Origin of the sequence: Paraburkholderia sp. Tr-20389, assembly GCF_017104565.1 — a bacterium.
GTDB lineage: Bacteria > Pseudomonadota > Gammaproteobacteria > Burkholderiales > Burkholderiaceae > Paraburkholderia.
Genome location: NZ_JAAGPD010000001.1, coordinates 919,523 through 945,781, shown reverse-complemented (window position 1 = coordinate 945,781; position 26,259 = coordinate 919,523). Strand labels below are relative to the sequence as shown.

General features: G+C 62.4%; 24 protein-coding genes. 13 read left to right on the top strand and 11 right to left on the bottom strand.

Going from position 1 to position 26,259, the window contains the following annotated elements; genetic code table 11:
- Positions 1-256: 256 nt before the first annotated feature.
- The 5 genes from G3N95_RS04175 to G3N95_RS04155 all read left to right on the top strand — a co-directional run bounded on the left by G3N95_RS04175 (position 257) and on the right by G3N95_RS04155 (position 6,050).
- Complete coding sequence (locus G3N95_RS04175) at positions 257-1,213, top strand: PDR/VanB family oxidoreductase (RefSeq protein ID WP_205968666.1); 957 nt, start codon at positions 257-259, stop codon at positions 1,211-1,213.
- Between the two features lie 15 nt (positions 1,214-1,228).
- Positions 1,229-2,299: a DUF3445 domain-containing protein gene (locus tag G3N95_RS04170; RefSeq protein WP_205968665.1), complete on the top strand. Its 1,071-nt coding sequence runs from the start codon at positions 1,229-1,231 to the stop codon at positions 2,297-2,299.
- Between the two features lie 163 nt (positions 2,300-2,462).
- Positions 2,463-4,142 (top strand): APC family permease, encoded by a 1,680-nt coding sequence (locus tag G3N95_RS04165; RefSeq protein WP_205968664.1) that lies wholly within the window; start codon positions 2,463-2,465, stop codon positions 4,140-4,142.
- Between the two features lie 27 nt (positions 4,143-4,169).
- Positions 4,170-4,763: a dimethylamine monooxygenase subunit DmmA family protein gene (locus tag G3N95_RS04160; protein WP_205968663.1), complete on the top strand. Its 594-nt coding sequence runs from the start codon at positions 4,170-4,172 to the stop codon at positions 4,761-4,763.
- A gap of 144 nt (positions 4,764-4,907) precedes the next feature.
- The gene (locus tag G3N95_RS04155) at positions 4,908-6,050 is read left to right on the top strand and encodes a porin (RefSeq protein WP_205968662.1); all 1,143 of its coding nucleotides are present in this window, start codon (positions 4,908-4,910) and stop codon (positions 6,048-6,050) included.
- Here G3N95_RS04155 and G3N95_RS04150 read toward each other — a convergent pair.
- Positions 6,047-7,864, bottom strand: coding sequence for a histidine kinase (locus tag G3N95_RS04150; protein WP_205968661.1), 1,818 nt, complete (start codon positions 7,862-7,864; stop codon positions 6,047-6,049). The two genes, G3N95_RS04155 and G3N95_RS04150, sit on opposite strands and share 4 nt — an antisense overlap.
- 66 nt (positions 7,865-7,930) lie before the next feature.
- On the opposite strand from G3N95_RS04150, the gene G3N95_RS04145 reads away from it, so the two are divergent.
- On the top strand, positions 7,931-9,799 hold the full coding sequence (locus G3N95_RS04145; RefSeq protein WP_205968660.1) for a PAS domain-containing protein: 1,869 nt from the start codon (positions 7,931-7,933) through the stop codon (positions 9,797-9,799).
- A 6-nt stretch (positions 9,800-9,805) separates the two neighbouring features.
- Here G3N95_RS04145 and G3N95_RS04140 read toward each other — a convergent pair whose 3' ends face one another.
- From G3N95_RS04140 to G3N95_RS04100, 9 genes are all read right to left on the bottom strand, one after another.
- A complete protein-coding gene (locus G3N95_RS04140) occupies positions 9,806-10,294 on the bottom strand; it encodes a hypothetical protein (protein ID WP_205968659.1) in 489 nt (162 codons plus the stop codon).
- Positions 10,295-10,336: 42 nt separating this feature from the next.
- Positions 10,337-11,926 (bottom strand): APC family permease, encoded by a 1,590-nt coding sequence (locus G3N95_RS04135; RefSeq protein WP_241018238.1) that lies wholly within the window; start codon positions 11,924-11,926, stop codon positions 10,337-10,339.
- 228 nt (positions 11,927-12,154) lie between these two features.
- Positions 12,155-13,285: an aminomethyltransferase family protein gene (locus G3N95_RS04130; RefSeq protein WP_205968657.1), complete on the bottom strand. Its 1,131-nt coding sequence runs from the start codon at positions 13,283-13,285 to the stop codon at positions 12,155-12,157.
- A 303-nt stretch (positions 13,286-13,588) separates the two neighbouring features.
- Positions 13,589-13,876 (bottom strand): hypothetical protein, encoded by a 288-nt coding sequence (locus tag G3N95_RS04125; protein ID WP_205968656.1) that lies wholly within the window; start codon positions 13,874-13,876, stop codon positions 13,589-13,591.
- Positions 13,863-14,540: a hypothetical protein gene (locus G3N95_RS04120; RefSeq protein WP_205968655.1), complete on the bottom strand. Its 678-nt coding sequence runs from the start codon at positions 14,538-14,540 to the stop codon at positions 13,863-13,865. Before G3N95_RS04120 ends, G3N95_RS04125 begins: the two co-directional genes overlap by 14 nt.
- Before the next feature lie 17 nt (positions 14,541-14,557).
- Positions 14,558-15,952, bottom strand: a complete 1,395-nt coding sequence (locus tag G3N95_RS04115) for an amino acid permease (protein ID WP_205968654.1) — start codon at positions 15,950-15,952, stop codon at positions 14,558-14,560.
- Positions 15,953-15,985: 33 nt separating this feature from the next.
- Positions 15,986-16,126, bottom strand: coding sequence for a hypothetical protein (locus tag G3N95_RS04110; protein WP_201647661.1), 141 nt, complete (start codon positions 16,124-16,126; stop codon positions 15,986-15,988).
- On the bottom strand, positions 16,123-16,509 hold the full coding sequence (locus G3N95_RS04105; RefSeq protein ID WP_205968653.1) for a hypothetical protein: 387 nt from the start codon (positions 16,507-16,509) through the stop codon (positions 16,123-16,125). Before G3N95_RS04105 ends, G3N95_RS04110 begins: the two co-directional genes overlap by 4 nt.
- A gap of 123 nt (positions 16,510-16,632) precedes the next feature.
- A complete protein-coding gene (locus G3N95_RS04100; RefSeq protein ID WP_205968652.1) occupies positions 16,633-16,968 on the bottom strand; it encodes a hypothetical protein in 336 nt (111 codons plus the stop codon).
- A gap of 287 nt (positions 16,969-17,255) precedes the next feature.
- On the opposite strand from G3N95_RS04100, the gene G3N95_RS04095 reads away from it, so the two are divergent.
- From G3N95_RS04095 to G3N95_RS04065, 7 genes are all read left to right on the top strand, one after another.
- Positions 17,256-17,504: a helix-turn-helix transcriptional regulator gene (locus tag G3N95_RS04095; RefSeq protein WP_205968651.1), complete on the top strand. Its 249-nt coding sequence runs from the start codon at positions 17,256-17,258 to the stop codon at positions 17,502-17,504.
- A 2-nt stretch (positions 17,505-17,506) separates the two neighbouring features.
- On the top strand, positions 17,507-18,850 hold the full coding sequence (locus tag G3N95_RS04090; RefSeq protein WP_205968650.1) for a type II toxin-antitoxin system HipA family toxin: 1,344 nt from the start codon (positions 17,507-17,509) through the stop codon (positions 18,848-18,850).
- A 222-nt stretch (positions 18,851-19,072) separates the two neighbouring features.
- Positions 19,073-19,987 (top strand): LysR substrate-binding domain-containing protein, encoded by a 915-nt coding sequence (locus G3N95_RS04085; RefSeq protein WP_205968649.1) that lies wholly within the window; start codon positions 19,073-19,075, stop codon positions 19,985-19,987.
- 181 nt (positions 19,988-20,168) lie between these two features.
- Entirely contained in the window at positions 20,169-21,452 is a 1,284-nt protein-coding gene (locus tag G3N95_RS04080) for a dicarboxylate/amino acid:cation symporter (protein ID WP_205968648.1), read from the top strand.
- Positions 21,449-22,948, top strand: a complete 1,500-nt coding sequence (locus G3N95_RS04075) for an amino acid racemase (RefSeq protein WP_205968647.1) — start codon at positions 21,449-21,451, stop codon at positions 22,946-22,948. The genes G3N95_RS04080 and G3N95_RS04075 overlap by 4 nt, the downstream gene beginning before the upstream one ends.
- A gap of 24 nt (positions 22,949-22,972) precedes the next feature.
- Positions 22,973-24,412 carry an aspartate ammonia-lyase gene (gene aspA, locus G3N95_RS04070; RefSeq protein ID WP_205968646.1) on the top strand — a complete coding sequence of 480 codons (1,440 nt, stop codon included), beginning with the start codon at positions 22,973-22,975 and terminating at the stop codon, positions 24,410-24,412.
- A 118-nt stretch (positions 24,413-24,530) separates the two neighbouring features.
- Positions 24,531-24,884 (top strand): BON domain-containing protein, encoded by a 354-nt coding sequence (locus tag G3N95_RS04065; protein ID WP_205968645.1) that lies wholly within the window; start codon positions 24,531-24,533, stop codon positions 24,882-24,884.
- Between the two features lie 91 nt (positions 24,885-24,975).
- Here the strand turns inward: G3N95_RS04065 and glcF are convergent, their stop codons facing one another.
- Positions 24,976-26,256 (bottom strand): glycolate oxidase subunit GlcF, encoded by a 1,281-nt coding sequence (glcF, locus tag G3N95_RS04060; protein WP_205968644.1) that lies wholly within the window; start codon positions 26,254-26,256, stop codon positions 24,976-24,978.
- Between the last annotated feature and the right edge of the window lie 3 nt (positions 26,257-26,259).

The window sequence follows — 26,259 nt, the reverse complement described above, 5'->3', positions numbered from 1 at the left end:
GCATCGGTAAAAGAGGCGGGAGCGCCAATGCGGGCGCGGCTCGCGCCGACATCGGCGAGACCCTCGTGAAGCGCCGGATGGCGTGACGGACAGCGTCGTGCGCGACAACCATTACTGCGCAGGGACTACCCCCACTGAATCATTGATAAGCGTTTTTTGCAGGCCGATGCTTCTTCCATGAATGCAACGACGTGAAGGACACGCAGCGTGTCTGTCACTCACGCCCACAGCTGAGACTTATGGAGGTGTCGACGGCATGAATGCTTCGAGAACGATCCCCGTGCGAGTCGCACGCGTCGAGCCGGTGACGCAAGATGTGCGGCGCTTTACGCTCGAATGTGCCAGTGGAGGCCGGCTTCCGGCGTATTCGGCGGGCAGCCATGTCGTCGTGACGATGCGCGGCAAGGAACGCGTGTGGCGCAACGCCTATTCGCTCACCACGCCCGCCGGCGCGCGCGACGCGTATCAGATCATGGTGCGCCGCGTGCCCCAGTCGCGCGGCGGTTCCGCGTTCATGCACAGCGACGTGCACGAAGGCAGCGAGCTTGAAATTTCGATGCCGTCGAACTTCTTCCCGATCGCGCGGCGCGGCGCGAAGCACGTGATGATCGCGGGCGGCATCGGCCTCACGCCGTTCCTGTCGATGCTGCCCGAGCTGGCGCAGGCGGGCGCGCGCGTCGAGATGCATCTGTGCTGCCGTCCCGAAGACGAGGCGTCGTTCAGCGAGTTGATCGCGACGCGCACGACGGGCGGCATCACCGTGTACACCGACCTATGCGACGCGAGCGAGCGCTTTGGCGCGATGCTCGCGCGGCAGCCGGCGGGTACGCATCTCTATACCTGCGGACCGGAAGGCCTGATGAGCGGCGTGGCGAGCACGGCGCGCGCGCTGGGCTGGCCCGCGAGTCATTTCCATCAGGAGAGCTTCGGCGGCGGCTCGCATGGCGCGCCCTTTACGGCCGTGCTTGCGCAAAGCGGGCGCGAAGTCAGGGTGCGAAGCGACGAAAGCCTGCTCGAGGCGCTGGAGCGCGAAGGGGTGGACGCGCCGTACATGTGCCGTGGCGGCGCGTGCGGCACCTGCGCGCTCGATGTGCTCGAAGGCGAGCCGGATCATCGGGACTTCTGCCTCGGCGAGGCCGAGCGGGCCACGGGATGTCAGATGCTGCCCTGTGTGTCGCGCGCCCGGGGCGAACGCCTCGTGCTGAACATCTAACGCAAGGGGGATCTCATGGCTATCGACTTCAAGAAGGACGAAACCTTCCGCGACACCTATACGTTTCGAAACAGCGACGAGGCGATCCTGCGTTTTCCGTTTCCGTTTCCCGAAGACGCGTACATGTATTCGATCAATATCGAGCCGCATGTAAAAGAGGGCAACTCGCCTGTGTTCCTGTCGACGTTCGACATTGACGAGCACTACGTGGCCGAGTGCCGGGACCGCGCGCTGACGCTCGAACGCGATCCGCTGCGCTGTCAGGTGCTGGAGCACATGGACGCGGCGCAATGGGACACGCTCGAACTGATCATGGAAAGTCTCGCCGAGGATTACCCCGAGCATTTCTCGCTGACGCGCGACGGCGACCGGTGGACGTGGATCAACCGTCCGCTCGGTCTCGAACAGACGTTCACGTTCGGCGATGCAAGCACGCTGCCGTGCTCTCCGTTCGAGTACATCACGCGCCAGGCGCAGGGCGACTACGTGCTGATCGATCACCGCGACGACAATCTGTTCATGGACGGCGGGATGGTCACGACCCAGGCTGACTGGTCGCTCGACTTCGACCTCGGCATGAACTTCATGGAATGGCACGGCCCGGTTCCTCTCGCGCATCAGGCAGGCATCTTCGAACGCGCGCTGAAGTTTCTGTTGCGCCTGCAACTGGGTGCGCCCGTGCGCCGGCTGAACTGGACGATGACGGTCAATCCGCGGCTCGATACCTCCCCGGAGAACTACCACGAGTGGGGCCGCGACCGCGCGAGCGTGACGCCGCAGAATGTGGGCGACAAGCTGCATTTGCGCGTGGAATTGCAGACGCTGTTCCGCCTGCCGCGCAGCAACGCGATTCTCTTTTGCGTGCGCTGCTACCTGATTGGTATCGGCGAACTGGCGCGCGTGCCGAAATGGGGCAAGCGCCTGCATCGCGTGCTGTCGACGCTGCCGCCCGAGCTTGCCGATTACAAAGGCATCACGCGCTACCGGCAGACGGCCATCGAATGGCTCGCGCCGCTCGATGACGGCACGACGCTTTCGAAGGGCACGCATCCCGAAGTCGAGCGGCTCGGGGTGGAAGTTGCATAGAAGGGCATTCGCCGGGGTGCATGCCTTTAACGATCTACGCCGTTAACAACCACAAGCTGTTCAGTGTTTCCTTCCCGCGTTCGCGCTTCCATGGCGCGGAGCGGGTGCTTTCACGCGGATCGATTCCCACAATCGGTATTCCACCGGAAAAAGGACGACAGTTATGAGTGCGGTTTCCGAAGACTACGTTGCCGAGGCAGCGGACGGTACCTTACATCGAAAGATCAGCTGGACGGGTGCATTCTGGGTGGCGAGCGGCGTGCCCGCGCTCGTGCTGTTTTCGATCGGGTCGATTGCGGCGACGGTCGGCAAGCTGTCGTGGGCGGTATGGATCATCTCGATCGGACTTGGTTTCATCCAGTCGTTCTCGTATGCGGAGATCGCCGGTCTCTTTCCTCACAAGTCGGGTGGCGCGTCGGTGTATGGCGCGATCGCGTGGGTCCGCTATTCGAAGCTGTTTGCGCCATTGTCGGTCTGGTGCAACTGGTTCGCGTGGTCGCCCGTGCTGGCGATCGGCTCGGGGCTCGCGGCGGGCTACATACTCTCCGTGCTGTTCCCGGCGGACGCGGCGATCAACACATGGCAGGTCACGCTGGTGAGTCTCGACTGGATCCGTTCGGGCCTGAGCCTGCGGATCAACTCGACCTTCATACTCGGCGCGGTCGTGCTGCTGGTCACCTTCGCGATTCAGCACCGCGGCATTCTGAACGCGGCACGCATTCAGACGATACTCGGCATCGCCGCGCTGGTGCCTCTGATTCTCGTCGGCACGGTGCCGCTCTTCAGCGGCGATCTTCCGTTGCACAACCTGTTTCCGCTCGTGCCGTTCGCGAAGGACAGCGCCGGGCAGATCGTCGACGGAACATGGGATCGAGCGGGTATCACGCTGATGGCAGGTGGACTGTTCATCGCCGCATGGTCCACGTATGGCTTCGAAACGGCCGTCTGCTACACGCGTGAATTCCGCGATCCGAAGGTCGACACGTTCAAGGCCATTCTGTATTCCGGCCTGCTGTGCATCTTCGTGTTCACGATCGTGCCGCTCGCGTTCCAGGGCGTGCTGGGTCTCGGCCACATGGTCACGCCCGCCGTCAAGGATGCCGCGGGCAACATCGTCACGCCCGCCGTGTACGACGGCATGCTTTCGCCCGACATCTACAGCGGCATGGGCGTCGCAAAAGCGATGGCGCCGATGATTCACGGCGGCTTGCTGGTCGAGCGCGTGCTGATCGTGATGCTGGTGCTGGCGCTGGTGCTGGCCATCATGACGTCGATGGCGGGCTCGTCGCGTACGCTGTATCAGGCGTCCGTCGACGGCTGGCTGCCGAAGTACCTGTCGCACGTCAACGAACACGGCGCGCCGACCCGCGCGATGTGGACGGACCTGTGCTTCAACCTGGTCCTGCTGTTGATGTCCGACTATGTGTTCGTGCTGGCGATGTCGAATGTCGGCTACATCATCTTCAACTTCCTGAACCTGAATTCCGCATGGATTCACCGGATGGACCGCCCGGACTGGAGCCGGCCGTTCCGCGCGCCGAACTGGCTGCTCGCGCTCGGCACGCTGTTCTCGTTCGTCAATCTCGCGCTGCTCGGCATGGGTGCGGATATCTGGGGCTCCGGCACGCTGATCTCGGGCCTGTGCTTCGCGGCGCTGATCCTGCCCGTGTTCCTGTTCCGTCACTACGTGACCGACAAGGGGCATTTCCCCGATGCGATGAAGGAAGACATGCAGCTCGTCGGCTCGCAAAGCGTGGCGCGGCGCGCAGGCATCCTGCCTTACGTGACGGTAGCGGCGGGCATCTTGGTGGTCGCTGTCACGCACAGCCTCGCGATCTATTGAACCCCGCATCGAACGGACGAAACTGCCATGATGTCGACCAACAAGAGCCGGCCCGAGTACGCGCGGCTGGCTCCCGATCTGCACGGCACGCGCCACTGGTTCATCACCAACGGTGCGAGCGCCGAGGATTGCGTACGTGCGAGCCTTGCGCTCGCGGGGCTCTCGCCGATGGACGTGTGGGAGGTGCACGATGCCACGCGGCACGGCGCGGGTGTCACGTTCCATGAAGCGAGAGAGCGCACCTTCGCCGATGACGCCGCGCTGTTTGCGGCATTCGACGAGGCGTTGCGCGACCCGGCCGTCGCGACCATCGGCCTGCGCATCTATGTGCTCGGCAGCGAGCCGTTCATCTGGTCGATCCGACGCATCGCGGAGCACCACGCGCTTGCGGCGGAGGCTGTCCAGTTGCAGCACAGCGGCACACTGCAACGTCGCGTCTACTGCATTCACTGTCACGCGTTCAATGAGGCCGTGACGCGGAATGTCGTGACCTGCGGTGGGTGCGGACTGCAACTCCTCGTGCGCGATCATTTTTCACGGCGCCTTGCCGCGTTCATGGGCGTGCAGGCGGATGCCGAAGTATCCGGCGAACTGCCTGCCGTCTCCCATCCCTATCTGTAGTTCGCTGTCGTTCTTCCCCAAGTCTGATCGAGACGCTCATCGCGCTGCTTCGGCGGCGCGGTGAGTTCGCGCGCATCGCAACGGTCCGCGCGATGTCGCGTCATGTCACGTTATCTCACTGCTGGTAATCACAAAGAGACTTCGATGAATGAACTACCTCGCTATGCAGCGCTTTTCGCTTTGTGCTTATGCGGAAGCGGAGCCAGCTATGCGCAAAGCTCCGTCACGCTCTACGGTGTGCTCGATGACGGTTTGAACTACACCAGCAACGCCGGTGGACACCATGCTTTTGCCATGGTGAGCGGCGATACGGCTGAAACGAGTTTTGGCCTGAAAGGAACGGAAGATCTCGGCGGCGGATTGAGCGCGATCTTTACGCTCGAAAACGGCGTCAACATCAACACGGGCCAGCTCAACGAAGGCGGCCGGCTGTTCGGGCGGCAGGCCTTCGTCGGTCTTTCGTCCGCACCCGCCGGCACGCTCACGTTCGGCCGGCAATACGATGCGACGATCGATATGTGGAGTCCGTTCACGGCAGCCGGAAACTCGATCGGCGATCTGGCCGCGCATCCGTTCGATAACGACAATGCGGACTTCGACTTCCGGCTCAGCAACTCGGTGAAGTACGTGTCGCCGACACTCGCCGGTTTCCAGCTGGAAGGTGTATACGGCTTCAGCAACTCGACGAATTTCGCGTCGAATCGGGCATACAGCGCGGGCGTGACGTACGGCACGGGTCCGTTGTCCATCGCGGTCGCCTACCTGCATCTGAACGGTCCGGGCACGGGAACGGACGGCGCCGTGACCTCCGACTCCGTGTTCGTCGCGACGCGGCAGCAGAACATCGATGCGGGCGTGAAATGGACGTTCTCGGAGAACGCCAACGTTGCGCTCGCGTATTCGCACGTCGACGTCAGGTCGCCCACGGGCAACGGGTACGCGCCGGACATCGGAACGGTGACATGGACGTCGTGGAAGTTCGACAACATCGAGATCAACGGACAGTATTACTTCATGCCGGATCTCTCGCTGACGGGCGCCTACACGTTCACGCACGGCAAGCTCGAATCCACTGCCGGGAGCGACAGTCCGAACTGGCACCAGGTCGCGCTGATGCTGAACTACAGCCTCAGCAAGCGAACCTCGGTCTATGTGCAGGGCGCCTGGCAGCACACCAACGCGAACACGGGTACTGATCTGGACGGCGCGCATATCGTCGGGTCCGCCGGGCTGTCGTCGTCTGGAAACCAGGTCGTTGCGCGGCTGGCGATGTCGCACAAGTTCTAGCGCACGCCGGCCCCGCTGGTCGCGCGCGCCTTGTATGCGGCGAGCGCGGTGGGGACGAAGGTCAGCACCACGCGCGAGCCCCGTTCGGCCGGTTTCACTTCGAGCCGTCCGCCGAGGCTGCGGGCGCGCTCGCGCATGATCGACAGGCCGTAGTGATGCTCGTCGCCTTCGGTGCGGTTGATGCCGCGGCCGTCGTCGTCGATCGATACGGTCATCGTGTGGCCGTCCGACATCAGTTGCACCTGGGCTGTCGTCGCGCGTGCATGGCGAAGCACATTGGTCAGCGCCTCGCGCACGATCTGCGCGACGTGCATCTCCTCGTTGACGGACAGACGCATGCGCGGCACGCGGTTGTCGATCGAAATCTGCACTTCGCTGCGCGAGCCGAATTCCTCGGCAAGTTCTTCGAGCGTGGATGCGAGGCCGTGTGCATGCATCGGCGAACGGAACGTGGTGAGCAGTTCGCGCAACTGCCGGTAAGCGCTGTCGATACCTTCGCGAATGCCGCGTGCGATTTCGGCGATGTCGGTTTGTGAGAGTTCGGGCGGCAGCACGGCCTGCAGGCGGGCCAGCTGTATCTTCATGTACGACAGCGACTGTGCCAGCGAGTCGTGCAGTTCGCGCGCGATCGCATTGCGCTCTTCGAACAGCGCCATGCGCCGGTCTCGCACGTCGCGGCTGAGATTGGAGATCGCGTGCGCCAGCACGCTCGCGATGGTTTCCATCAGATACAGGTGGCGCAGCTCGAAGCGCGTATCCGGCTCGCCCTCCGCGATCAGCACGCCATAGCTCGCGAGCGGCACGCGCACGGGCGCGGCCAGCACGGGCGGCGGCACCTCGCCGTTATCGAGCGGCGGGAACGTGTGCGTGCCGGCAAGCGTCATCAGTTCGTTCGTCACACGGGCGCGCACGATGGACGGCACATCGCCATTGGGCGCGACAACGGGATCGATGTCGAGCAGTTGTGCCGTCGATTCCGTGACCACCAGTGCGATGCGCCGCGCGCGCAGCACGCCGACCAGACGTTGCAACAGCGCTTCGAGCGTGCGGCCGGACGGTTCTTCTTCGGCGAGCTGGGCGCAGATGTGATGCAGCAGTTCGAGCGACTGGTCGGCGAACGTAATATAGTCCTCGACGATGCGCTTGAGCCGCACGGACTCGTCCTGCTCCGTGCGCAGCCGCACGGCGAGCTGGGCCTGGAGCTTCAGCAGGCGATCGATTTCGTCGCGGCCTTGCGGCACGCTCAGCCCCGTTTCAACGAGCGCCTGCAATGCCGCGCGCGGCCGCGCGACGAGCGTGCGCCGCGTGCCCCATGCGAGCGACACCACGCCGAAGATCAGCAGACACACGGTGCAGGCCTGCAACAGTCCGAGCACGGCGGCATGCACCTCGCGTTGATACGCAACCTGCGAGCGCAACGCGCCGAGCGCCGCGAGCTTCACATCGGGTTTGCCCGCGTGCTCCGGCGCAGCGGGCGCATTCACCGCCGCCAGCGCGCCGCCGATTTCGGGCGTGGGCGCGCCGCGTTGCCTCCAGTCCGTCAGTAGCGTATCGTTGCGGACAAGCGAGTCGGACAGCTCTCTCAAGGCACGTGCGGTATCGGGCGAATCCGTTTGCAGGCTCGCGGCCTTGCGTTCCAGCCGCATGGCTTCGTCGAGCGAGAACAGCGTCTGCCGGAAGCCTTCGCTTCCTCTTGTCTGCATGAACGCGCCCAGGTAAAGCACGGTGATGAGCGCCACGATACAGGCGAGCAGCAAACAGACTTTCGCGTAAAGCGGATAGCGATGAATGCGCGCAGACTGGTCGATATTCATGGGCGGTTAGTGTGAGTTCGCGCGGCGTTGGCGATCAGTGATCCTGTTTTTTGAAGCGAGAGCGTCATGTCGGTTTATCTGTTCGCCACGGTATTGCTGGCTGCAGTGGCTGCACTGGTGATTCCCAGACTCGGATACAGCCCTGACAACAATGATCTATTGTATGTCTCGATCGGGCTGGCAGGGTGCCTTGCGGCGTTTCTCCTCAGCATGGCGTACGGCGCACGCCGTACGGCGCCGCGCATCGTGCGCACGACCGAATCGCCGGAACTGGGCGCATTCGCCGCCAATCTTTCCACGCCCGCCGTGCTGCTCGACAACGACGCTCTCGTGTTCGTCAACAGCGCGTTTCTCAAGCACGCGCGTTGGGAGTCCTACGCGGATGAAATCGTCGGGATGCCGTTCAGCAATCTCGTTCATCCACAGTCGCTGCTCGATCTGACCGCATTGCTCACGCAGTCGCGCGACGGCGAAGAGCGCACCTCGGGCTCGCTGCGCATTGCCTACGGCGACGGCAGTTTTCGCCTGCACCCTGTCACGGCGTTGCGCGCGCGCGGCTCGCGCATGACGCTGCTGCAATTTCCCGCGCCGCATACCAGTGTCGATGCGCAGCGCAGCGAGCTTCAATTGCTGCAGCACTGCAAGGATGCCGTGTTGCAGTTGCCTCAGGCGCTGTTCCGCGTCGACCGCGAGTTACGTCTGATCTTTTCGAATCCCGCGTGGCGCAGCCTCATGCGCGCCGTCGGCAGCGATGCGGAGCTCAAGCCGTTCTCTTCGTTCTTTCATCCCGAAGACGCCGAGACGCTGAATGCGCGCGTGAAGGCGCTGCTCGACGGCCACCTTAGCGAGCTGGTCACGGAAGCACGTCTCATCCGCGCCGACAACACCACGGCGCATGTCGAATTGCGCCTGCACGCCGTGACCGACGACGAGGGTGTTCTCGACGGCGCCGTCGGTCTCGCGACGGACATCTCCAATCGCCGCCGCAACGAAGAAGCGCTGCGCGCGAGCCGGCGCAGTCTGCGCACGCTGCTGTCCAACCTTCGGGCGATGATCTATCGCGGGCAGAACAATCGCGACTGGTCGATGGAGTTCGTCAGCGAAGGGTGCTTCGATCTGACGGGCTACGAGGCGTTCGAACTCATCGACGAAAGTCGCCTCGCGTTCCGCTCGCTGATCCATCCCGACGACCGTGAGTTCGTGTGGAACGAAGTGCAGGCGCGCGTGGTCGCCCGCGAGCCCTATGAACTGACCTATCGGATCGTGGACCGCTCGGGACAGACCAAGTGGGTATGGGATCAGGGCTGCGGCGTCTATTCGGCGCGCGACGAGCTGATGGGACTCGAAGGCTTCATCGTGGAAGTGGCGCGCAGGCAGATGGTCGAGGAAAACGCCCGCCGCCGCTTGACGTTCGAGCATTCGACAGGCCTTGCGAGTGCGTCGATGTTCATCGGCCGGATGGAGTTCGCGGCGGCCATCTCGGCGCGAACCCCGCTGCCGTGCGCGATCTTCGCGATCAACGTCGGCGAACTCGAACACGTCGCGGCGCGCTTCGGACAGGACTATGCCGATCGCGTGATGATCGACCTGGGCAGGCGGCTCGAAGTGACGCAAGGGCAGCTCAATTGCGCGGCGCTGCTGGACCCGCATGTGTTCGTGGTGATGGTGGTCGATTTCAGCGCCGACGCGCTCGCGTGGTGCGGTGACGCGCAAGGGCTTGCGCAACGCGCGGCGGCGAATCCGGATGCCGTGCTCGACGAGCTTCAGGACAACCTGCGCGGTCTGCTCGAAGCGCCCGTTCGTATCGAAGGGCATGAGTTCAGCGTGCCGACGCGCATCGGTTGCGCGTCGATCGGGCATGGCAAGGGCGATCCGAAGAACGTGCTCGACCATGTGCTGGCGGCATCCGGTTGGGAAGCGGCGGGCGACGCCTGAGCCGTTTCAGGGCGTGCTCATGCTGCTGCGCATGTCGAGCAGCGCGAGCACAGGTTCCAGCGAGCGATCCGGCATGCCTTCCGCTTCGAGGCAGGCGAAGTCGAGCAACGCCCGTTCGTGACGGGCAAGCTCGGCCAGGATCGCCGCGTCTTCCGGGGGACCGTTGCGCTCCAGTTCGTCGTAGAGCGTGACGAACCGGCCGATCTCGTCGATGAACCACGCAATGAAGACGGGCCACGACTGCCCGGCATGCCGCTGCGCAAGCCGGATGCCCTTTTCACGCTGTGCCGCCTCGTCGATGCCGTCGATGCCGAGACGTCTCACCAGCGGCATCATGCGCATGGCCGTCTGGGCTTCGAGCCACGCCATCGTCGTGAGCTTGCGCTGACGGTCGGGTGCCGTGGCTTCGCGAGCCATGGCGGCGAACCATGCCTCACCGTATAGCTCGCCTTCGTAGGCCGCCTTGATGCTGGCGATGTATGCCGTTCTGTCCACTTGCGAGGCTCCTTGAGCGGAATGGGCGTTGCGGGGCATCCGTCACGCCGGAAACACGGCGAAGTGATGGGACAGCCAGACCACGAGCACGGTCGCCACCAGCGTCAGATACGGAAGCCAGGCGGCGCGGCGCCGGGTCGTGCCGTCATCAGGCCGCAGTTCCAGGTCGTCCAGCATGGCGTCGGGGAAGCGGCCTTTGTCCTGCACGTAGTGCCGATAGATGAACACGGGGATGATCAGCGCAATCGCCACGAGGCCGTTGCGCAAGGTGCCCGGTCCCCAGATGTCCGCGCCCGCGCCGATGCACACCAGGTCGATGAAGCCGCACAATGCGCCGAGCGCGAGCAGCCAGTTCGGGCATTTGAACGGACGTGCCCAGGTCGGACGATCGAGCCGGTGAATCCAGCCTGCCTGAAGGTTCAGGAACACGAATGCGAAATAGCAGACGTTGGACATCGCGAGCACCGCGACGTTATCCGACATCATCAGCAGGATCAGGTTGAAGCAGAGGTCGGTCCACATCGCGCGCGTCGGTGCGCCGTGCTCGTTCACATGCGACAGATAACGCGGCAGCCAGCCGTCGACGGATGCCTGATACAGCGTTCTGGACGAGCCCATCATCGATGTCATCACCGACAGCAGCAACGTGAAGACGAGCATCACGACGATCAGGTAGAAGATCGCCGTGCCGCCGCCGATGATTCGCGCCATCGCGGCCGCGACACCCGTGCCGTCGTAGATTTCGGGGGCGAGCAGCCCCTTGAGTCCCATCGCGCCCTGGAACGACAGCGGCACGAGGATGTACACCGCGAGGCACAGCAGGCCCGAGTAGAAGATCGCCTTGAAGGTGTCGGTTTTCGGATTCTTGAACTCGCGCGTGTAGCACACGGCGGTTTCGAATCCGAAAGTCGACCAGCCCGCGACGAACAGTCCGCCCATCATCAGCGTCCAGCCGGCCGCATTCCATGTGCCTGGAACGACGTTGCCCTTGGCGTCGTGCGCAAGCGGCAGCAACGGAAACCAGTTGCTCATGTGGACGGTGCCGGTGAGCAGCGGCTCGAGACCGAAGACGGTCAGCGGAATCAGGGCAATGATGCCCATGTACTTCTGCAGCTTCGCGGCACGCTCGGCGCCGTGGTGCTGGACGAAGAACGTCAGCAGCAGCAGGGACGCGCCCAGGATGAAGGTCGAGTTGATGCGCAGGCTCAGACCGTCCTTGATGAAGTCGAGCTTCATCAACGTGAACGACCACGTGTTGATGGCGGCGTCGGCGGGAAAGAGCGTGGAGAGAATGTAGCTCGCGCCGAGCCCCGTGCCGAGCGCCAGCACGGGCGACCATGCAAACCAGTTGCACCATACGGACACGGGCGCAAGAAACTTCGAGTACCGGACCCATGCAATGGCGCCGTAAATCGACGCGCCGCCCGATTTATGAGGAAAGAGCCCGGAGATTTCGGCATACGTGAAGCACTGGATGAAGCCGATGGAAATGGACGCGATCCAGATGATCCATGCGGGCTGGCCGACCGTTGCGGCAATCGCGCCCAATGTGAAGAGCACGAACGCAGGCGAGCCGCTCGCCACCCAGAACGCATCCTTCCATGTCAGCGAGCGTTTGAGGGTCGACCGCATGCCGTCATCGGCCAGTCCCTCCAGACGGTGAATCTCTTCGGTTGCACTCAATTTACGTCTCCTCGATCACGTGCCCGACAACGCGTCGCGGCCGTGATCTGTCGATATTGAAGAACAAGGCATGAAATCATGGTGCAATGCGCAACCTCCGGCTCACAATACCTCGGGGTAGGTAAGACCGTCGGTGCATGCCAGCAAGAATGGAACCGCCCATGAACGGCGGTACGGCTAGCCGATTGCGGTGCGCTTCTTCTTTTCGGGGTCGTCGAACGGCAATGCCGCCGCCGTTGCGCGCGCATCGACACTGCCTCTCACTTCCAGAGCGACGCCGTCGCGAGCTTGCGCGACATTCATGCGGGCGATGGCGAGCGAGCGGTTGCTGAGCCTTGAATACATTCCGCACGTGACGACGCCGACCTGTTCTCCGTCACGCCACAACGTGTCGCCTGCGGACGCGGCCCTGGATGCTGCAATGTCGACGCCGTAGATCCTGAAGCGCTCTTTGCCGGCGAGCCGGAAATGTTCACGCGCGCCGCAGAACTCGGTCTTGCCGGGCGACACGGTGAAGTCGAGACCCAGCTCCCACAACGTGTCGCCCGCCTTTTCGTCCGCGAACGGGTACATCTCCGAGTTGTCGTACGGGAAGAACAGGAGATAGCTCTCCACGCGCAACCAGTCCAGCGCGAGGAACGCGCATGGCACGATGCCGAATCCCGCGCCTTTGGCGAGTATCGTGTCCCAGATGAGCGGCGCGTCGGCGGCTTTGCAGAAGATCTCGTAGCCGCGTTCACCCGTATAGCCGGTCCGCGAGATCATCACGGGGCGCCCGAACAGGCGCGTTTGCACGTGATGGAAGTAGGGCAGATCGCGGATGCTGGGGACATGTTCCGCGAGGAAATCCACCGCGTTCGGTCCCTGCAGCGACAGGTCGTGCAGATCGTCGTCGAACAGTACGGCGACCTGGCGGCCCTGCGCGGAGCGCACGAGCCGCTCGTAGCCCGTGCCCGCGCCATGCACGACCATGAAGGCATTGGGCCCCGTGCGGTACACGATGCAGTCGTCGATGAACTTGCCTTCCTCGTTCAGGATCGCGGCGTAAGCCGATTTGCCGGGATACAGCTTGCCGATGTCGCGCGTGGTCGCCCAGTCGAGCAGGCTTTCGGCATGCGGGCCCACGTAGTGGACTTTCTTCAGGCCGGATACGTCCATCAGTCCGGCTTTCGTGCGGATGGTCTCGTGGTGGTCGGCGAGGTCCGTCGAATAGGTCCAGGCCGTGCCCATACCGTTCCAGTCTTCGAGACTGGAACCCAGGGCACGGTGACGGTCTGCGAGCGCCGAGATGCGCCAGGAATTTGCCATAGAACACTCCGTTAGGTCGATGATCGGATTCGTGCGTGTCGTCGTCTCCACAGGTGAGATCGTTTCTTATCGACGACAAATGCTCAATCCGTTAGTCGGGGTACGACTAATGAGGTAGACGAAACGGGGAAGGGGGCAGGCCGCGATTGCGGCGACGGCTTTTTTATTTGCTGTGCGTGACGTCTGTGTCGTCGCAGTGCGGCCCGGAGCGAGGCTCAGGCGTCTGGCCTCGTTGCGGTTCGGTGATGCGGAAGGGTGTACTCGCGTGAGTACGCGGGCGAGCGATTCACCCGAAGACGGTCATCAAACAGCAGCGCGGGCCCGAAACATTTCCCATCGATAGCGGGCGAGCATGTATGCATCCATCACGGCGATCGCGTAGACGAACACGCCGCCTGCATGGCTTCCGACGAACGACCGCCCAGGCGGCGCAAGCTGCATGGTCACGAAGCCGAGCGAGAGCATGAAAAACAGCATGATCAGCGCTCGCGTCGGCATGCGGTTGAGCACCTGTCCCGCACATGGCAGCAGGACTGCGGCTGCCAGAACAATGTACGGATGCACCGGCCGTGCCGCCTTAAGCTTGCCCATGAACGCCTCCCTTCATCACAGCGGAACATACCTGCAGGGCCTGATCGAGCAGCGAGCCGACGAGCGCCGCCGGCAAGCGTGCGTCGCGAAACACGGCGCGTCGTAACACGAGATATTCGCTGCGGTCCGCGCCGTGTGCCTGATACACCATCCTCACACCCTGGCGCGTCACGAGCATTTCCTTCGCGCGAGGGTCGGCAAAGAACGCCCGCACGTGAGGATCGAGCGCGGCAAGCGGAAGATCGGCAGCGGGCCTGTCGGCCTTGATCGTCATCTGGCGCGGCCATTCGTGCGGCGTCGCGACGCGAACGGGCAAACCATCGGCGGGCGAATAGAACTCGGTGTTCTGCGCGCGCGCGAGCATGTCGACGGTACCCGTTATCGGCAGAGCGCGTTTCACCGTGACCAGCAACCATAGCGACGGCACCTTGCGAAACACGACGTCGTCGACGAGTGGCGCGATGTGCACTTCATATCCGCCATACGTCCCGGCAAGCACAGGCCACGCGACGGAATCCTGAGTGACGCGATGGCGTTCGAACAGCGCAAGGCACGCATCGAACAGCTTGCCCCGCTCCGCTCTCAAGGCATGGCGATCGCGCCGGTGCATCAGGACCAGCGCGGTCACGAAGAGGGCCGCCAGTACGATTCCCGCTGATTGCATGTCGGGCGCGCCTCGCGTCAATAATGCTTCGGACGTGGCCAGTCCATCGTGAACTGATCGCCGCGCTTCACGTATTTGTATCGATGCAGCGCGAACCAGATCGACGCCATGATGTAGAAGGCCATGATCGACAGCAGCGACGTGCCGTAGCCGAGATACGTCGCAAAGTATGTCGCGGTGCACAGCACTGCCAGCACGATCGCGGGGATGGGGTGGAACGGATGGATGTAGCCGCGATTGATGCTGCCGAGCGGCCATTGGCGGCGAAACTTGATGATGTTGATCGACATGAACGTGTAGCCAAGCAGGCCCGAGAGGATCGAGAACGTGATTACCTGATCGAGCAGCCCGGTGAACGCGAACGAAATGGCGATCGGCACGAGAAAGATGATCGCGCGATAAGGCGTGCGGTAACGCGGATGCACTGCGCCGAACCACATCGGCATATAGCGGTCGCGAGACATCGAGAACCATGCGCGCGATGCATCGTTGATGCAGCCGTTCGCTGAGGCCACCGCCGAGAACAGCGTGCCCACGAAAAGCAGCGTCTGCAAACTCTTGCTGCCGGACAGACGGGCAGCGTCGTACAGCGGCGTCACCGCCTGGCCGAGATATTCCCACGGCATCAGGCCGGTCGCGACGTACCAGGTCATCGCCGCCGCAACGAGCAGCGTGATCATCCCGCACATCGTGCCGAGCGGAATGGAGCGGCCCGCCGAGCGAACCTCTTCGGCGGCCTGACAGGTGCCTTCGATGCCGAGGTAGTACCACATGCCGAACTGCAACGCAGCGACCACGCCGAGCCATCCATATGGCAGTTGCGTGAGCAGTTCGCGATGAATGAGTGTCTGCCCTGGATGCCACGGCGCGACGCCGAGAAACAGCACGACGATCGCGATGAACGCGACAGCCGTGATCACGAAGTTGACTGTGAGCGTCACGAATACGCCGCGATAATTCAACAGCGCGAGAAAGGCGATCGTGACCAGCGTAAAGGGACGCGAGTCGAAATTCGCGTAGCCCGAGTCGATGGCCACCGCCTTGATCAGATCGCCGACCACCAGCGCGTCGGCGGCTTCCAGCATCGTGTAGGCCATCACCAGATAGAGGCCCACGTTGAACGCCATCAGCGGTCCGATGATGTGCTTGGCCTGTGTGTACTGGCCGCCCGCTGCGGCGACGGTCGACGTCACTTCCGAATCGATCATCGCGACGCACGTATAGAGCAGACCGATGATCCAGCACGCGATCAGCGATCCATATGCGCCGCCTTTCGCGACCGAGAAGTTCCAGCCCATGAATTCCCCGACCAGCACGATGCCGACGCCGAGCGCCCACACGTGAATCGGCCCCAACACTTTCAGCAACGCGATCCGCTCGCCTTGCTGTGCCACGCCTGCTGCGTCACTCATGAGCTGCTCCTTTGCGGCATGATGACTGTTGGATCACTCTTTGCCTTCCGTCGAACTCATCAGGAAGTCGTCGTCGTAATCGCGATGAACCCGGAACGCATCGATCAGAATCCACGCGAAAATAAGGATCGAAAGACCCCATGCGGCGTTGCTCAGCCATTGCCAGAAGTTCATGACGTCTCCCCGAATTTTTCGGCAATCACCTGACGGTATTGCCTGTCCGACACGCGCAGCACGAAGACGAAGTAGCCCGCGATCACGAGCGCAGTCACGATCAGCGAGACGGGTTCGATCTGGTAATCGAAGCGGGACGTGATGATCGGCTTCGCCTGCTGCGCGTCATAGCCGAGCTTGCGCCATTGCGCTTCCATGGCGGGCGTTTGTCCAAGCTCGCGCCATGACACCTGGGTCTTCGCAGTTTGTGCTTCAGGTGGCTTGTCGGGCGTCTTGAGCAATAACGGCGCGAGCAGACTGCAATAGACGAGCACGAGCAGAAAGATGCTGTCGACGAGCTGGCCGAAGCCTTTCTGAACGGGCGGAACGTAATCGGCTGCCATGGTGGGCCTCCTTTCGGGTGACGGCATTCCGGTTTGCAAGAGTGGAGCGCAATGCGGCAGCGGCCCGGTGCCTGCACGGCGCCGGGAGAACACATCGGGCTGCTTGAGAAGGAAATCGGGCGCCTAGTCGACGGCCGGGCTGAGCGCTTCGCCGTCGCCTGTCGCGAGTGCGGCTTTGGCCGCGCGATTCTCATCGAGGTGACGAATATCGAGCCCGTAGATGTGATCCTTGTCTTCCTCGTAATGACGGATCATGGCAAGGATCGACGCGGAGTTGAAAACGAGCACCGCGCCCGCGCCAATGGTGAGCGCGACGCGTACGAAAAAGTCGTTTGTCTGCGAGGTGACGGCGAAGTACACGTAGCCGATCGTGACCCAGAGCAGCAGGAGCGCAATCTGCGCCATGCGCCGGTCGCGGGAGAACATCTGATTGATGCGCTTGCGAATCGCGTGTTCCATCTCGGCAACTCCCTCGGACGTGCCGGCACCGCCGGCGGTGGTCAATGAATCGGCTTCGCTTGTGAATTCACCTTGGTCAACAAAGTTTCCTGAGAGTATTTGTTGGTGGATGCGCGCTTGTCAATGCGGTTTGGTGGGTAGAAGGCGCAGGAGGCGCGTCCGAGGCTTCACTGCACGAGCATCACGTCAACCTCTCTTTACCTGTCACACGACTATCTTGCAAATACCCGTAATACGCGTAAAATGCATTTACCTGTCAGGCAGGTAATCCATCGAGGCGCTACGCGATGAAACGCACGTTGCTCAACCCACCACAGCTCGGCCAGATTCTGCGCACCGCACGGCGCGGCAAAGGGCTTTCGCAGGCCCAGGCCGCGTCGCGCGTCGGCCTGAGCCAGAGCCGCCTCTCGGCGATCGAACTCAATCCCGACTCGATTACCGCGGAGCAGCTGTTTGCGCTGCTGGCCATGTACGGCCTCGAACTGAGCGTGCAGACGCGGCCCGCGAGCACTGCGCCCTCGCAGGCGGAGTGGTAGTCGTGGGCCGCCCGTCTCATGCCCGCGCGCTGTCGGTGTGGACCAACGGTCTGCGGGTCGGCGCGTGGCGCATTCCGTCGCGCGGGGACATGGAGTTCCAGTACGACCGCGAATGGATGGCGTCGGACGCGGGGCGGCCGTTGTCGCTGTCGCTCCCATTTGGGATCGACGATGCGCCGTTGCGCGGCGAGCGCGTGCGCAATTACTTCGACAATCTGCTGCCCGACAGCGAAGCGATCCGGCGGCGTCTCGCCACGCGCTTCAGGACGGCCACCACCGACGCCTTCGATCTGCTCGAAGCTATCGGCCGCGACTGTGTGGGCGCTGCGCAACTGCTCGCCGAAGACGCGCAGCCGGAAGGATTCGACGGGATCGACGGCACGCCGATGTCGGACGAAGCGATCGAACAGATGCTCGCGCGCACGGTTGCATCGAGCGGTCCGGGCGCGGGCGGCGACAACGACGACTTTCGCATCTCGCTCGCAGGGGCGCAGGAAAAGACGGCGCTGCTTCGTCACAAGGGAAAGTGGATGCGTCCGCACGGCGCGACGCCGACCACGCACATCTTCAAGCTGCCGCTCGGGCTCGTCGGCAACAAGCAGGCGGATTGGACCACTTCAGTCGAAAACGAATGGCTTTGTCTCGCGCTCTGCAGAGCGTTCGGGTTGCCCGTGCCGCATGCCGACATCCTGTCCTTCGGCAAACAGAAAGTACTCGCCGTCGAACGCTTCGACCGGCGGTTGCATCCTTCGCGGAAGTGGATTTTGCGGCTGCCGCAGGAGGACTTTTGCCAGGTGCTCGGCAAGCCGCCGCATCAACGGTATGAGGCGGACGGCGGTCCCGGCATGATCGATATCGCCGCCGTGCTGCGTCAGTCGGAGCGGCCCGACGACGATCTCGCCACGTTCCTCAGTGCGCAGATTCTGTTCTGGATGCTTGCCGCGCCGGACGGCCACGCGAAGAACTTCAGCATCCAGTTGTTGGCGGGCGGGCGCTACGCGTTGACGCCGCTGTACGACATCATGTCGATCTGGCCCGTCGAAGGCGACGGCGGCAATCAGTGGTCGTGGCACAAGGCGAAGCTCGCGATGGCCGTGGCCGGCAAGAACCGGCATTACCTGATGAAGGACATCCAGCGCCGCAACTTCAACGCGATGGCATCGCGCTGCTTCTATGGCACCGATGCCGAGCCGCTGATCGAGAGCCTGATCGAGAAGACCCCCGTCGCTATCGAACAGGTCGCCGCAGCACTTCCCGCCGGCTTCCCGCAGAAGGTGGCGAAGCGGATCTTCGATGGTCTGAGGAGTTCAGCGGAGCGCCTCGCTGCCATGCAACCGGGTATCTGATACCGCGGGTTTTCTTACCCTATGCGTGATCCGCATACGGCCATGCGCGACTGGCATCATCAACTTTTTTGTTTATCCCTATCATCCGTTCGCCCGCCTGTTGACGCAATTGCTGACCGCAAACGGCGCCACCGTGCCGACGAAAGCGCAGCAAGCGGGCGAGGTTAGAATGCTGGCGTCGACGAAAGCGACGTTCGCTCCACACAAGGCTACCCGCGCGTTATGGAAATCAAGTGGATTGAGGATTTCATCGCCCTCGCTCAATACCAGAGCTTCTCGCGAGCAGCGGAATTCCGGAATGTGACCCAATCGGGATTCAGCAGGCGAATCCAGTCTCTAGAGCAATGGGTCGGCGCCGAACTGATCGACCGCAGCAGTTTCCCACCGGTCTTGACGCCCGCAGGTCAACTGTTCCGCGAGGTGGCGGACGACGTCCTGAACAAGCTCTTCGATACGCGCGCGATCATCCGCACTGAGCAGCGGATTGCGGGCAAGAGTCTGCAGATTGCGGCCGGACATACGATCGCGCTGAATTTTCTTCCCTCCTGGCTAAAGGCTCTTGCGGCTCACTTTGGAGAGGTGCGTGCGCGGGTGGTGCCGACCAACGTACACGACTCGATTCTGATGCTCGTCAACGGCAACTGCGAGTTGATGTTTGCGTATCACCATCCCGAACTCCCCTTGCATCTCGACCCTGCGAAGTATGAGCACGTCACGGTAGGCATCGACACGCTCATGCCCGCGAGCAGGCCTAATCAACGCTCCGCTCCGATGTACCGTCTGCCGGGCACCGCAAAACAGCCCTTGCCGCACATCTCTTATACGGACACGAGCTATTTCGGACGTTGTCTTTCACTCCTGCTTGGCCGGGCTTCCAGTACGCCTGCATTGCGACTTCATTACGAATCGGACATGGCCGAAGTTCTCAAGAAACTCGTGATGGAAGGCGAGGGCATTGCGTGGCTTCCCAAAAGCGCAATCGCCGCCGAGCTTGATAGTGGCGATCTCGTTCCCGCCGGACCGTCCATGTGGAACCTCGAAATCGAGTTGCGCGTCTATCGCGATGCGTCCAATCGCAATGAGTTTCTCGATTCACTCTGGCAGCACCTTCGTGCCGTTTCTCCTGTGGCCGGCTAGGGTTTTCCCGGCTTATGCGGAATCAGCATAGCCACATGCAGCACTGGCATTCAGGTCTTTTTGATCATCTCTACCATCCGTTCTGACTCTGGCGCGACGCGTGGCCGACGCCGTGCAGAACCTCTTCCAGCGCATGACGATCGCATCGCGACCGCCATGCGTCACTCAAGGACGGATGGAAATGAAGAATCGCCTTACTCTGAATATTGCCGCCGGGATGGTGCTCGGCGTCATCGCAGGCTACGTGTGTCACACGAGCTTGTCCGACCCTGCAATGGTGAAGGCTGTCGCGGGGTACTTCTCGATCGTCACGGATATCTTCCTGCGGCTCATCAAGATGATCATTGCGCCGCTGGTCTTTGCGACGCTGGTATCCGGACTCGCAGGCATGGACAGCGGCCAGGACGTGGGCCGGATCGGTCTTCGTTCGGTAGGCTGGTTCGTCTGCGCATCTCTGCTCTCGCTGAGTCTCGGCCTCGTACTGGCCAATCTGCTGCAGCCGGGAGCCGGATTGCACCTGGTCGAAAGTACTGGCGAGGTGAACACCGGCCTGAACACATCGGCGTTGAACGTCAAGGATGTCATTACGCACGCATTTCCGACCAGCTTGCTGGACGCGATGGCACGCAACGACATCCTGCAGATACTCGTCTTCTCCGTGTTTCTCGGGCTCGCACTCAGTGCACTGAAACGCGACGAGCGCGTGAAGATCGTCATCCACGCGATCGACGGAATGGTGCCCGTCATGCTGCGTTTGACGAACTATGTGATGCGCGCTGCGCCGCTTGGTGTGTTCGGCGCGATTGCATCGGCTGTCACGTTGCGCGGCGCCGATGTCCTCTACACCTACGGCAAGCTGATCGGCTCGTTCTACCTTGGGCTGGCGCTTCTGTGGGCGATTCTGATCGGCATGGGTTATCTGTTTCTGGGCCGCCGCATTGGAGCGCTTCTGAAGTCCGTGCGCGAGCCGGCCATGATTGCGTTCTCGACGGCAAGCAGTGAAGCGGCGTATCCCCGCCTCACTGAACAACTGGAGCGCTTCGGCGTCGACAAGAAGGTAGTGGGCTTCACCTTGCCGCTCGGCTATGCGTTCAATCTCGACGGCTCGATGATGTACCAGGCCTTTGCCGCGATCTTTATCGCGCAGGCGTTCGGCGTCGACATGCCCGTCTCGCAGCAGATCTTCATGCTGCTGGTGCTGATGCTGAGCAGCAAGGGAATGGCCAGCGTACCGCGCGGTTCCGTCGTAGTGGTCGCGGCCGTGGCGCCGATGTTCCATTTGCCTGCTGCCGGCGTGGCGATGGTGCTGGCAATCGATCAGATCCTGGACATGGGACGGACCATGACCAATGTCATCGGCAATAGCGTGGCGACGGCTGTCATTGCGAAATGGGAGGGCGCGCGCCGGGCACGATCTGACGACGACGCACGGGTGTTCGATCAGGTGGAGGCGGGAGCAAAATGACGCCGGTGATCGCCGAACACAGGCGCAAGTACGGTATCGTCGGCGGCCTCGGGCCGTTGGCAAGCGCCGACGTGTTTTTCAAGCTCGTGAAGGCGTTGCCGTCATCGACGGATGCCGAGCACGCTGACCTGATTTTCCAGCAGCATCCGTTTCGCAGCGCCAGCGCGGGCAGTGCGGCAACGACAGAACGCAAGCTGTATATCTTCGAGATGATCCGCGATTTCGAAAAGCAGGGCGTGACGACAGTCGTGCTTCCCTGCTTCCTCAGTCATACGTTCATCGATGAACTGAAGACGAACACGAGTCTGCAGATCGTGGACATGGTCGACGCGGTGCGCCAGCATGTTCGCAAACGGATGCACGGGGCAAGGCGAATCGGCATTCTCGCGTCGGACTTCACGCGAGAAAAGCGTTTGTTCGAGCGTTATTTCATATCGCCCGAGTTCGAGGTCGTCTACCCGCGCCTGCGCGATGGCGTCGATCTCGTGACGGAAGCCGTGTATGGCGGCGAAGGCATCAAGAGCGGCAATCTGCGTGGCCGGCCCGTCGAACTGCTGCACAGGGCATGTGCCGATCTGATCGAGCAGGGCGTCGATGTCATCGTGCCCGGCATGACGGAGATCGCGCTCGTTGCCGATGAAATTCGCGTGCTCAGTGTGCCGCTGGTGGACTCCAATCTGGTGTACGCACAACAGGTCGTGTCCGGCCAGTATGACTCGCCGTCGAGTGTCTTCAAGGTGGGGGTCGTGGGCGGCGTCGGTCCCGCTGCGACCATCGATTTCCTCGATAAAGTAGTGCGCAACACGCCGGCCACTCGGGACCAGGACCATATCAGGCTGATCGTCGAGCAGAATCCGCAGATTCCGGATCGTACCGAAAACCTGATAGGCAACGGAGCAGACCCGACCGTCTCGCTATACGCGACGTGCAAGAGGCTGGAGGAAGGCGACGCGGACATCATTGCGATACCTTGCAATACCGCTCATGCGTTCGTCGAAAGGATCCAGCCGTACCTCGGCATACCGATCGTCAACATGCTGACCGAGACGGTCCGCTACGTGTGCGAGTCGTGGCCGGCGCATCGCGACATCGGCGTTCTTGCGACGTCGGGCACGATCGCGAGCGGTGTTTATGAAAAGGCGCTCGAATCACAAGGCCTTCGCCAGGTGGCTCCCGACGAGGCGCTACAAAAGTGCGTGATGGCAGCGATCTACGGCAACAACGGCGTGAAGGCGGGCTTCACTACGGGACGGTGTCAGGAAGATATCGCCGCGGCAGTCGAAGGACTGATTGCCCAAGGCGTGGAAATCATCATTCTCGGCTGCACCGAACTGCCGCTTCTTCTTCCGCTTGCCGAATTCATCGGCAGAAACGGCAAGCGGGCAAGACTCGTCGATCCAACCGACGTCCTCGCCCGGCGCTGCATCGCCTACGCGACGGCAGCCCGGGACTCTGCACGCGCCGCAATCACGAACAGCCTGACCTTGCCAGCCTGACGACCGAATTAAATGGAGTTGTCCATGTCCAGTATCACCGAGCGTATCGAGCACGACCTTCTAGGCGATCTCGCAGTACCCGATGCCGCCTACTATGGCGTGCACACGCTGCGTGCACTCGTGAATTTCGCTATCACAGGCATTCCGATCTCGACGTATCCGAATCTTGTGAACGCTCTGGCGAGCGTAAAAGAAGCCGCCGCCATGGCGAACTACGACCTTGGTCTGCTCGAAGAGCACAAGATGAAGGCGATCGTCCACGCGTGTCGTGAGATTCGCAATGGCATCGCACATGATCAGTTCGTGGTGGATGTCATTCAGGGCGGTGCAGGCACTTCGACGAACATGAACGCCAACGAAGTGATCGCCAATCTCGCGCTGGAGCATCTTGGCCACCGGCGCGGCGATTATGCTGTGTTGCATCCCAACGAAGACGTCAATCTCGGTCAAAGCACGAATGACGTGTATCCGACCGCGTTGAAGATTGCGACCTACATGGGGATCGTTCAGCTGGTGCATGCGATGGGTGTATTGCGTCACGCTTTCGAGCGCAAGGCAGAAGAATTCCGCAACGACCTCAAGATGGGGCGCACCCAACTGCAGGATGCGGTTCCCATGACACTCGGGCAGGAGTTCAGTGCGTTCGCCGTCATGCTCGGAGAAGACGAAGAGCGGTTGAAGGAAGCATCGAAGCTGATCTGCGAAATCAACCTCGGTGCAACGGCCATCGGTACGGGTATCAATACGTCGCCGGACTATGCGCCGCTCGCGTGCCGGCATCTGGCCAGTATCACGGGCATACCCGTCGTTACTTCGCCCAATCTCGTCGAGGCGACCCAGGACGTGGGCTCGTTCGTCCAGTTGTCGGGCGTGCTCAAGCGCGTGGCCATCAAGCTCTCGAAGACGTGTAACGACCTTCGTCTTCTTTCGAGTGGTCCGCGAGCGGGTTTCGGCGAGATCAACCTTCCGCCTGTTCAGGCGGGGTCGAGCATCATGCCCGGCAAGGTCAACCCGGTGATCCCGGAAGTCGTCAACCAGATCGCGTTCGAAGTCATCGGAAACGACGTCACGGTCAGCTTTGCCGCCGAAGCCGGTCAGTTGCAGTTGAATGCGTTCGAGCCGCTCATTGCGCACAGCATTTTCAAAAGCGTTGCGCATTTACGCGCAGGATGTCTCACGCTTGCGTCGAGATGTGTCGATGGAATCACCGCGAACCGCGATCGACTGCACGCGCTGGTTGAGAACTCGATCGGCATCGTGACGGCGCTCAATCCCTACATCGGCTATACCAATGCGACGCAGGTCGCACAGCAGGCGCTGCTGTCGGGGAAAAGCGTTGCGGAGATCGTCGTCGAAAAGGGACTGCTGAGCCGGGCGCAACTCGACGAAATCCTGCAACCCGCCATGCTGACCGAGCCGAGGCATGCGCCGTCCAGGCGGCCGCCCGCCCTGTCCCTTGAATGAGAAATCCGATGCGACGTTCTAGAATGGTCTCCTCGTTCGCCGAGACCGAGCCGCGACGGCTTCGCGGGTTCCAGGCCGGATCGAAACTTCCGTCAGGTCATTTCTACTGGAGTCACGAATGAACGCAATCAGAACGTTGAAACTGCTTGGTGCTGCATTCGTAGTCGTCGCTTCCGTCAATGCGTGGGCGCAGGGAAGCGAATCTGCCGATGCGTCGGCTCCGACGCATGGGACGTCGAAGTCCGACGTCAAGAAAGCGAATCGGGCGTTGAGCAAGAAAGTGGCTCAGGCGCTTTCCAAGGGAGGCATCGATACGACGGGCATCAACGTGCTGGCCAAAGGCGGCGCCGTAACGCTGGCGGGCGGTGTCAACGATCCGGCCCAGATCGACAAGGCGACCTCGATTGCGAAGGGCGTTGCCGGCGTCACGTCCGTGAAAAATGCGTTGACGGTTCGCGAGGGCGGGCAGTGAGTTCGCGCGGTACTCGCTGTGAATCGGTATAACTGACCGGGTGCATGCGTTCCATTGGAATTGCATGCGCCCGGTCGATCCGTATCGCCCGTCAAGGCTCGGCCGTTGCAATGGGTTGCAGCGGTCGCAGCGACGCGTTCGACGCATCCAGTGCTTCCTCCACCAGTTCGATCCAGTGACGCACGCGCGTTCTGCCTGCACCATCGAGATGCATCTGGCAACCGATGTTCGCCGTCGCGATGATGTCCGGCTTTCCGCTTTCGAGCGCGGTCAGCTTGTTGTCGCGCAGCTTCTGTGCGAGTTCGGGCTGTGTGATCGAATACGTGCCCGCTGAACCGCAGCACAGATGCGCGTCGGGCACAGCGGACAGATCGAAGCCGAGCCGCGTCAGCACGCTTTCGACTGCGCCGCCTAGCTTTTGCGCGTGTTGCAGCGTGCAGGGACAGTGAAACGCAACGCGCATTGCGATGGCATCGTCGGCGGGCTGCAGCGCGTCGAGCGGTTCGGCCGCCAGCACTTCGACGAGATCGCGCGCCAGCTCGCTCACGCGCGCCGCCTTCGCCGCGTAAAGCGGATCGTTGCGCAGCAGATGTCCATATTCCTTCACGAACGCACCGCAGCCGCTCGCCGTCTGCACGATCGCTTCAGCGCCCGCGGTGATAGCCGGCCACCATGCATCGATATTGCGGCGCGCACGATCGAGGCCTGCATCCTGCGCGTTCAGGTGATAGTCAGTCGCGCCGCAGCAGCCCGCTTCGCTCACGGGCGTCACGCTGATGCCGAGCCGATCGAGCACGCGCGCCGCCGCGGCATTCGTATTCGGCGAGAGCGACGGCTGCACGCAGCCTTCGAGCATCAGCACGCGGCGTGCGTGACGGGGTGTCGGGCGTTGCTTCGCGGACACGGCGGCGCGCGCGGGAATCTTCGCCTGCACGCTTGCGGGCAACAGCGGCCGCACCGCGCGTCCCGTCTTGAGCAGCGCGTCGAACACAGCGGGTCGCGGAATCACGGCGCGCAGGCCTTTGCGCCTCAAGCGCTCGCCGACGGGCCGTTCGACGCGGCGTTCGAGTTCCGCGCGCCCGATATCGAGTAGCCGGTGATACGTGACGCCCGACGGACACGTCGTTTCGCAATTGCGGCACGTGAGGCAGCGGTCCAGATGCAATTGCGTCTTGTCGCTGACAGGCTCGCCTTCGAGAAGCTGCTTGATCAGATAGATGCGCCCGCGCGGCCCGTCGAGTTCGTTGCCGAGCAGTTGATACGTCGGGCACGTCGCATTGCAGAAGCCGCAATGCACGCACGAACGCAGGATGCTTTCCGCTTCTTCGGCATCGGGAAGGGCTTTTGCGTGAGAGTCGAGATTCGTTTGCATGAG

Bases quoted from the DNA above. Each gene is read 5' to 3' on its own strand.
- G3N95_RS04155 (WP_205968662.1), top strand. From the start codon at position 4,908: ATGAATGAACTACCTCGCTATGCAGCGCTTTTCGCTTTGTGCTTATGC.
- G3N95_RS04115 (WP_205968654.1), bottom strand. From the start codon at position 15,952: ATGAGTGACGCAGCAGGCGTGGCACAGCAAGGCGAGCGGATCGCGTTG.
- aspA (WP_205968646.1), top strand. From the start codon at position 22,973: ATGTCCAGTATCACCGAGCGTATCGAGCACGACCTTCTAGGCGATCTC.
- G3N95_RS04105 (WP_205968653.1), bottom strand. From the start codon at position 16,509: ATGGCAGCCGATTACGTTCCGCCCGTTCAGAAAGGCTTCGGCCAGCTC.
- glcF (WP_205968644.1), bottom strand. From the start codon at position 26,256: ATGCAAACGAATCTCGACTCTCACGCAAAAGCCCTTCCCGATGCCGAA.
- G3N95_RS04165 (WP_205968664.1), top strand. From the start codon at position 2,463: ATGAGTGCGGTTTCCGAAGACTACGTTGCCGAGGCAGCGGACGGTACC.
- G3N95_RS04085 (WP_205968649.1), top strand. From the start codon at position 19,073: ATGGAAATCAAGTGGATTGAGGATTTCATCGCCCTCGCTCAATACCAG.
- G3N95_RS04075 (WP_205968647.1), top strand. From the start codon at position 21,449: ATGACGCCGGTGATCGCCGAACACAGGCGCAAGTACGGTATCGTCGGC.
- G3N95_RS04065 (WP_205968645.1), top strand. From the start codon at position 24,531: ATGAACGCAATCAGAACGTTGAAACTGCTTGGTGCTGCATTCGTAGTC.
- G3N95_RS04100 (WP_205968652.1), bottom strand. From the start codon at position 16,968: ATGGAACACGCGATTCGCAAGCGCATCAATCAGATGTTCTCCCGCGAC.
- G3N95_RS04130 (WP_205968657.1), bottom strand. From the start codon at position 13,285: ATGGCAAATTCCTGGCGCATCTCGGCGCTCGCAGACCGTCACCGTGCC.
- G3N95_RS04150 (WP_205968661.1), bottom strand. From the start codon at position 7,864: ATGAATATCGACCAGTCTGCGCGCATTCATCGCTATCCGCTTTACGCG.
- G3N95_RS04145 (WP_205968660.1), top strand. From the start codon at position 7,931: ATGTCGGTTTATCTGTTCGCCACGGTATTGCTGGCTGCAGTGGCTGCA.
- G3N95_RS04110 (WP_201647661.1), bottom strand. From the start codon at position 16,126: ATGAACTTCTGGCAATGGCTGAGCAACGCCGCATGGGGTCTTTCGATC.
- G3N95_RS04170 (WP_205968665.1), top strand. From the start codon at position 1,229: ATGGCTATCGACTTCAAGAAGGACGAAACCTTCCGCGACACCTATACG.
- G3N95_RS04135 (WP_241018238.1), bottom strand. From the start codon at position 11,926: ATGCGGTCGACCCTCAAACGCTCGCTGACATGGAAGGATGCGTTCTGG.
- G3N95_RS04125 (WP_205968656.1), bottom strand. From the start codon at position 13,876: ATGGGCAAGCTTAAGGCGGCACGGCCGGTGCATCCGTACATTGTTCTG.
- G3N95_RS04160 (WP_205968663.1), top strand. From the start codon at position 4,170: ATGATGTCGACCAACAAGAGCCGGCCCGAGTACGCGCGGCTGGCTCCC.
- G3N95_RS04175 (WP_205968666.1), top strand. From the start codon at position 257: ATGAATGCTTCGAGAACGATCCCCGTGCGAGTCGCACGCGTCGAGCCG.
- G3N95_RS04080 (WP_205968648.1), top strand. From the start codon at position 20,169: ATGAAGAATCGCCTTACTCTGAATATTGCCGCCGGGATGGTGCTCGGC.
- G3N95_RS04120 (WP_205968655.1), bottom strand. From the start codon at position 14,540: ATGCAATCAGCGGGAATCGTACTGGCGGCCCTCTTCGTGACCGCGCTG.
- G3N95_RS04095 (WP_205968651.1), top strand. From the start codon at position 17,256: ATGAAACGCACGTTGCTCAACCCACCACAGCTCGGCCAGATTCTGCGC.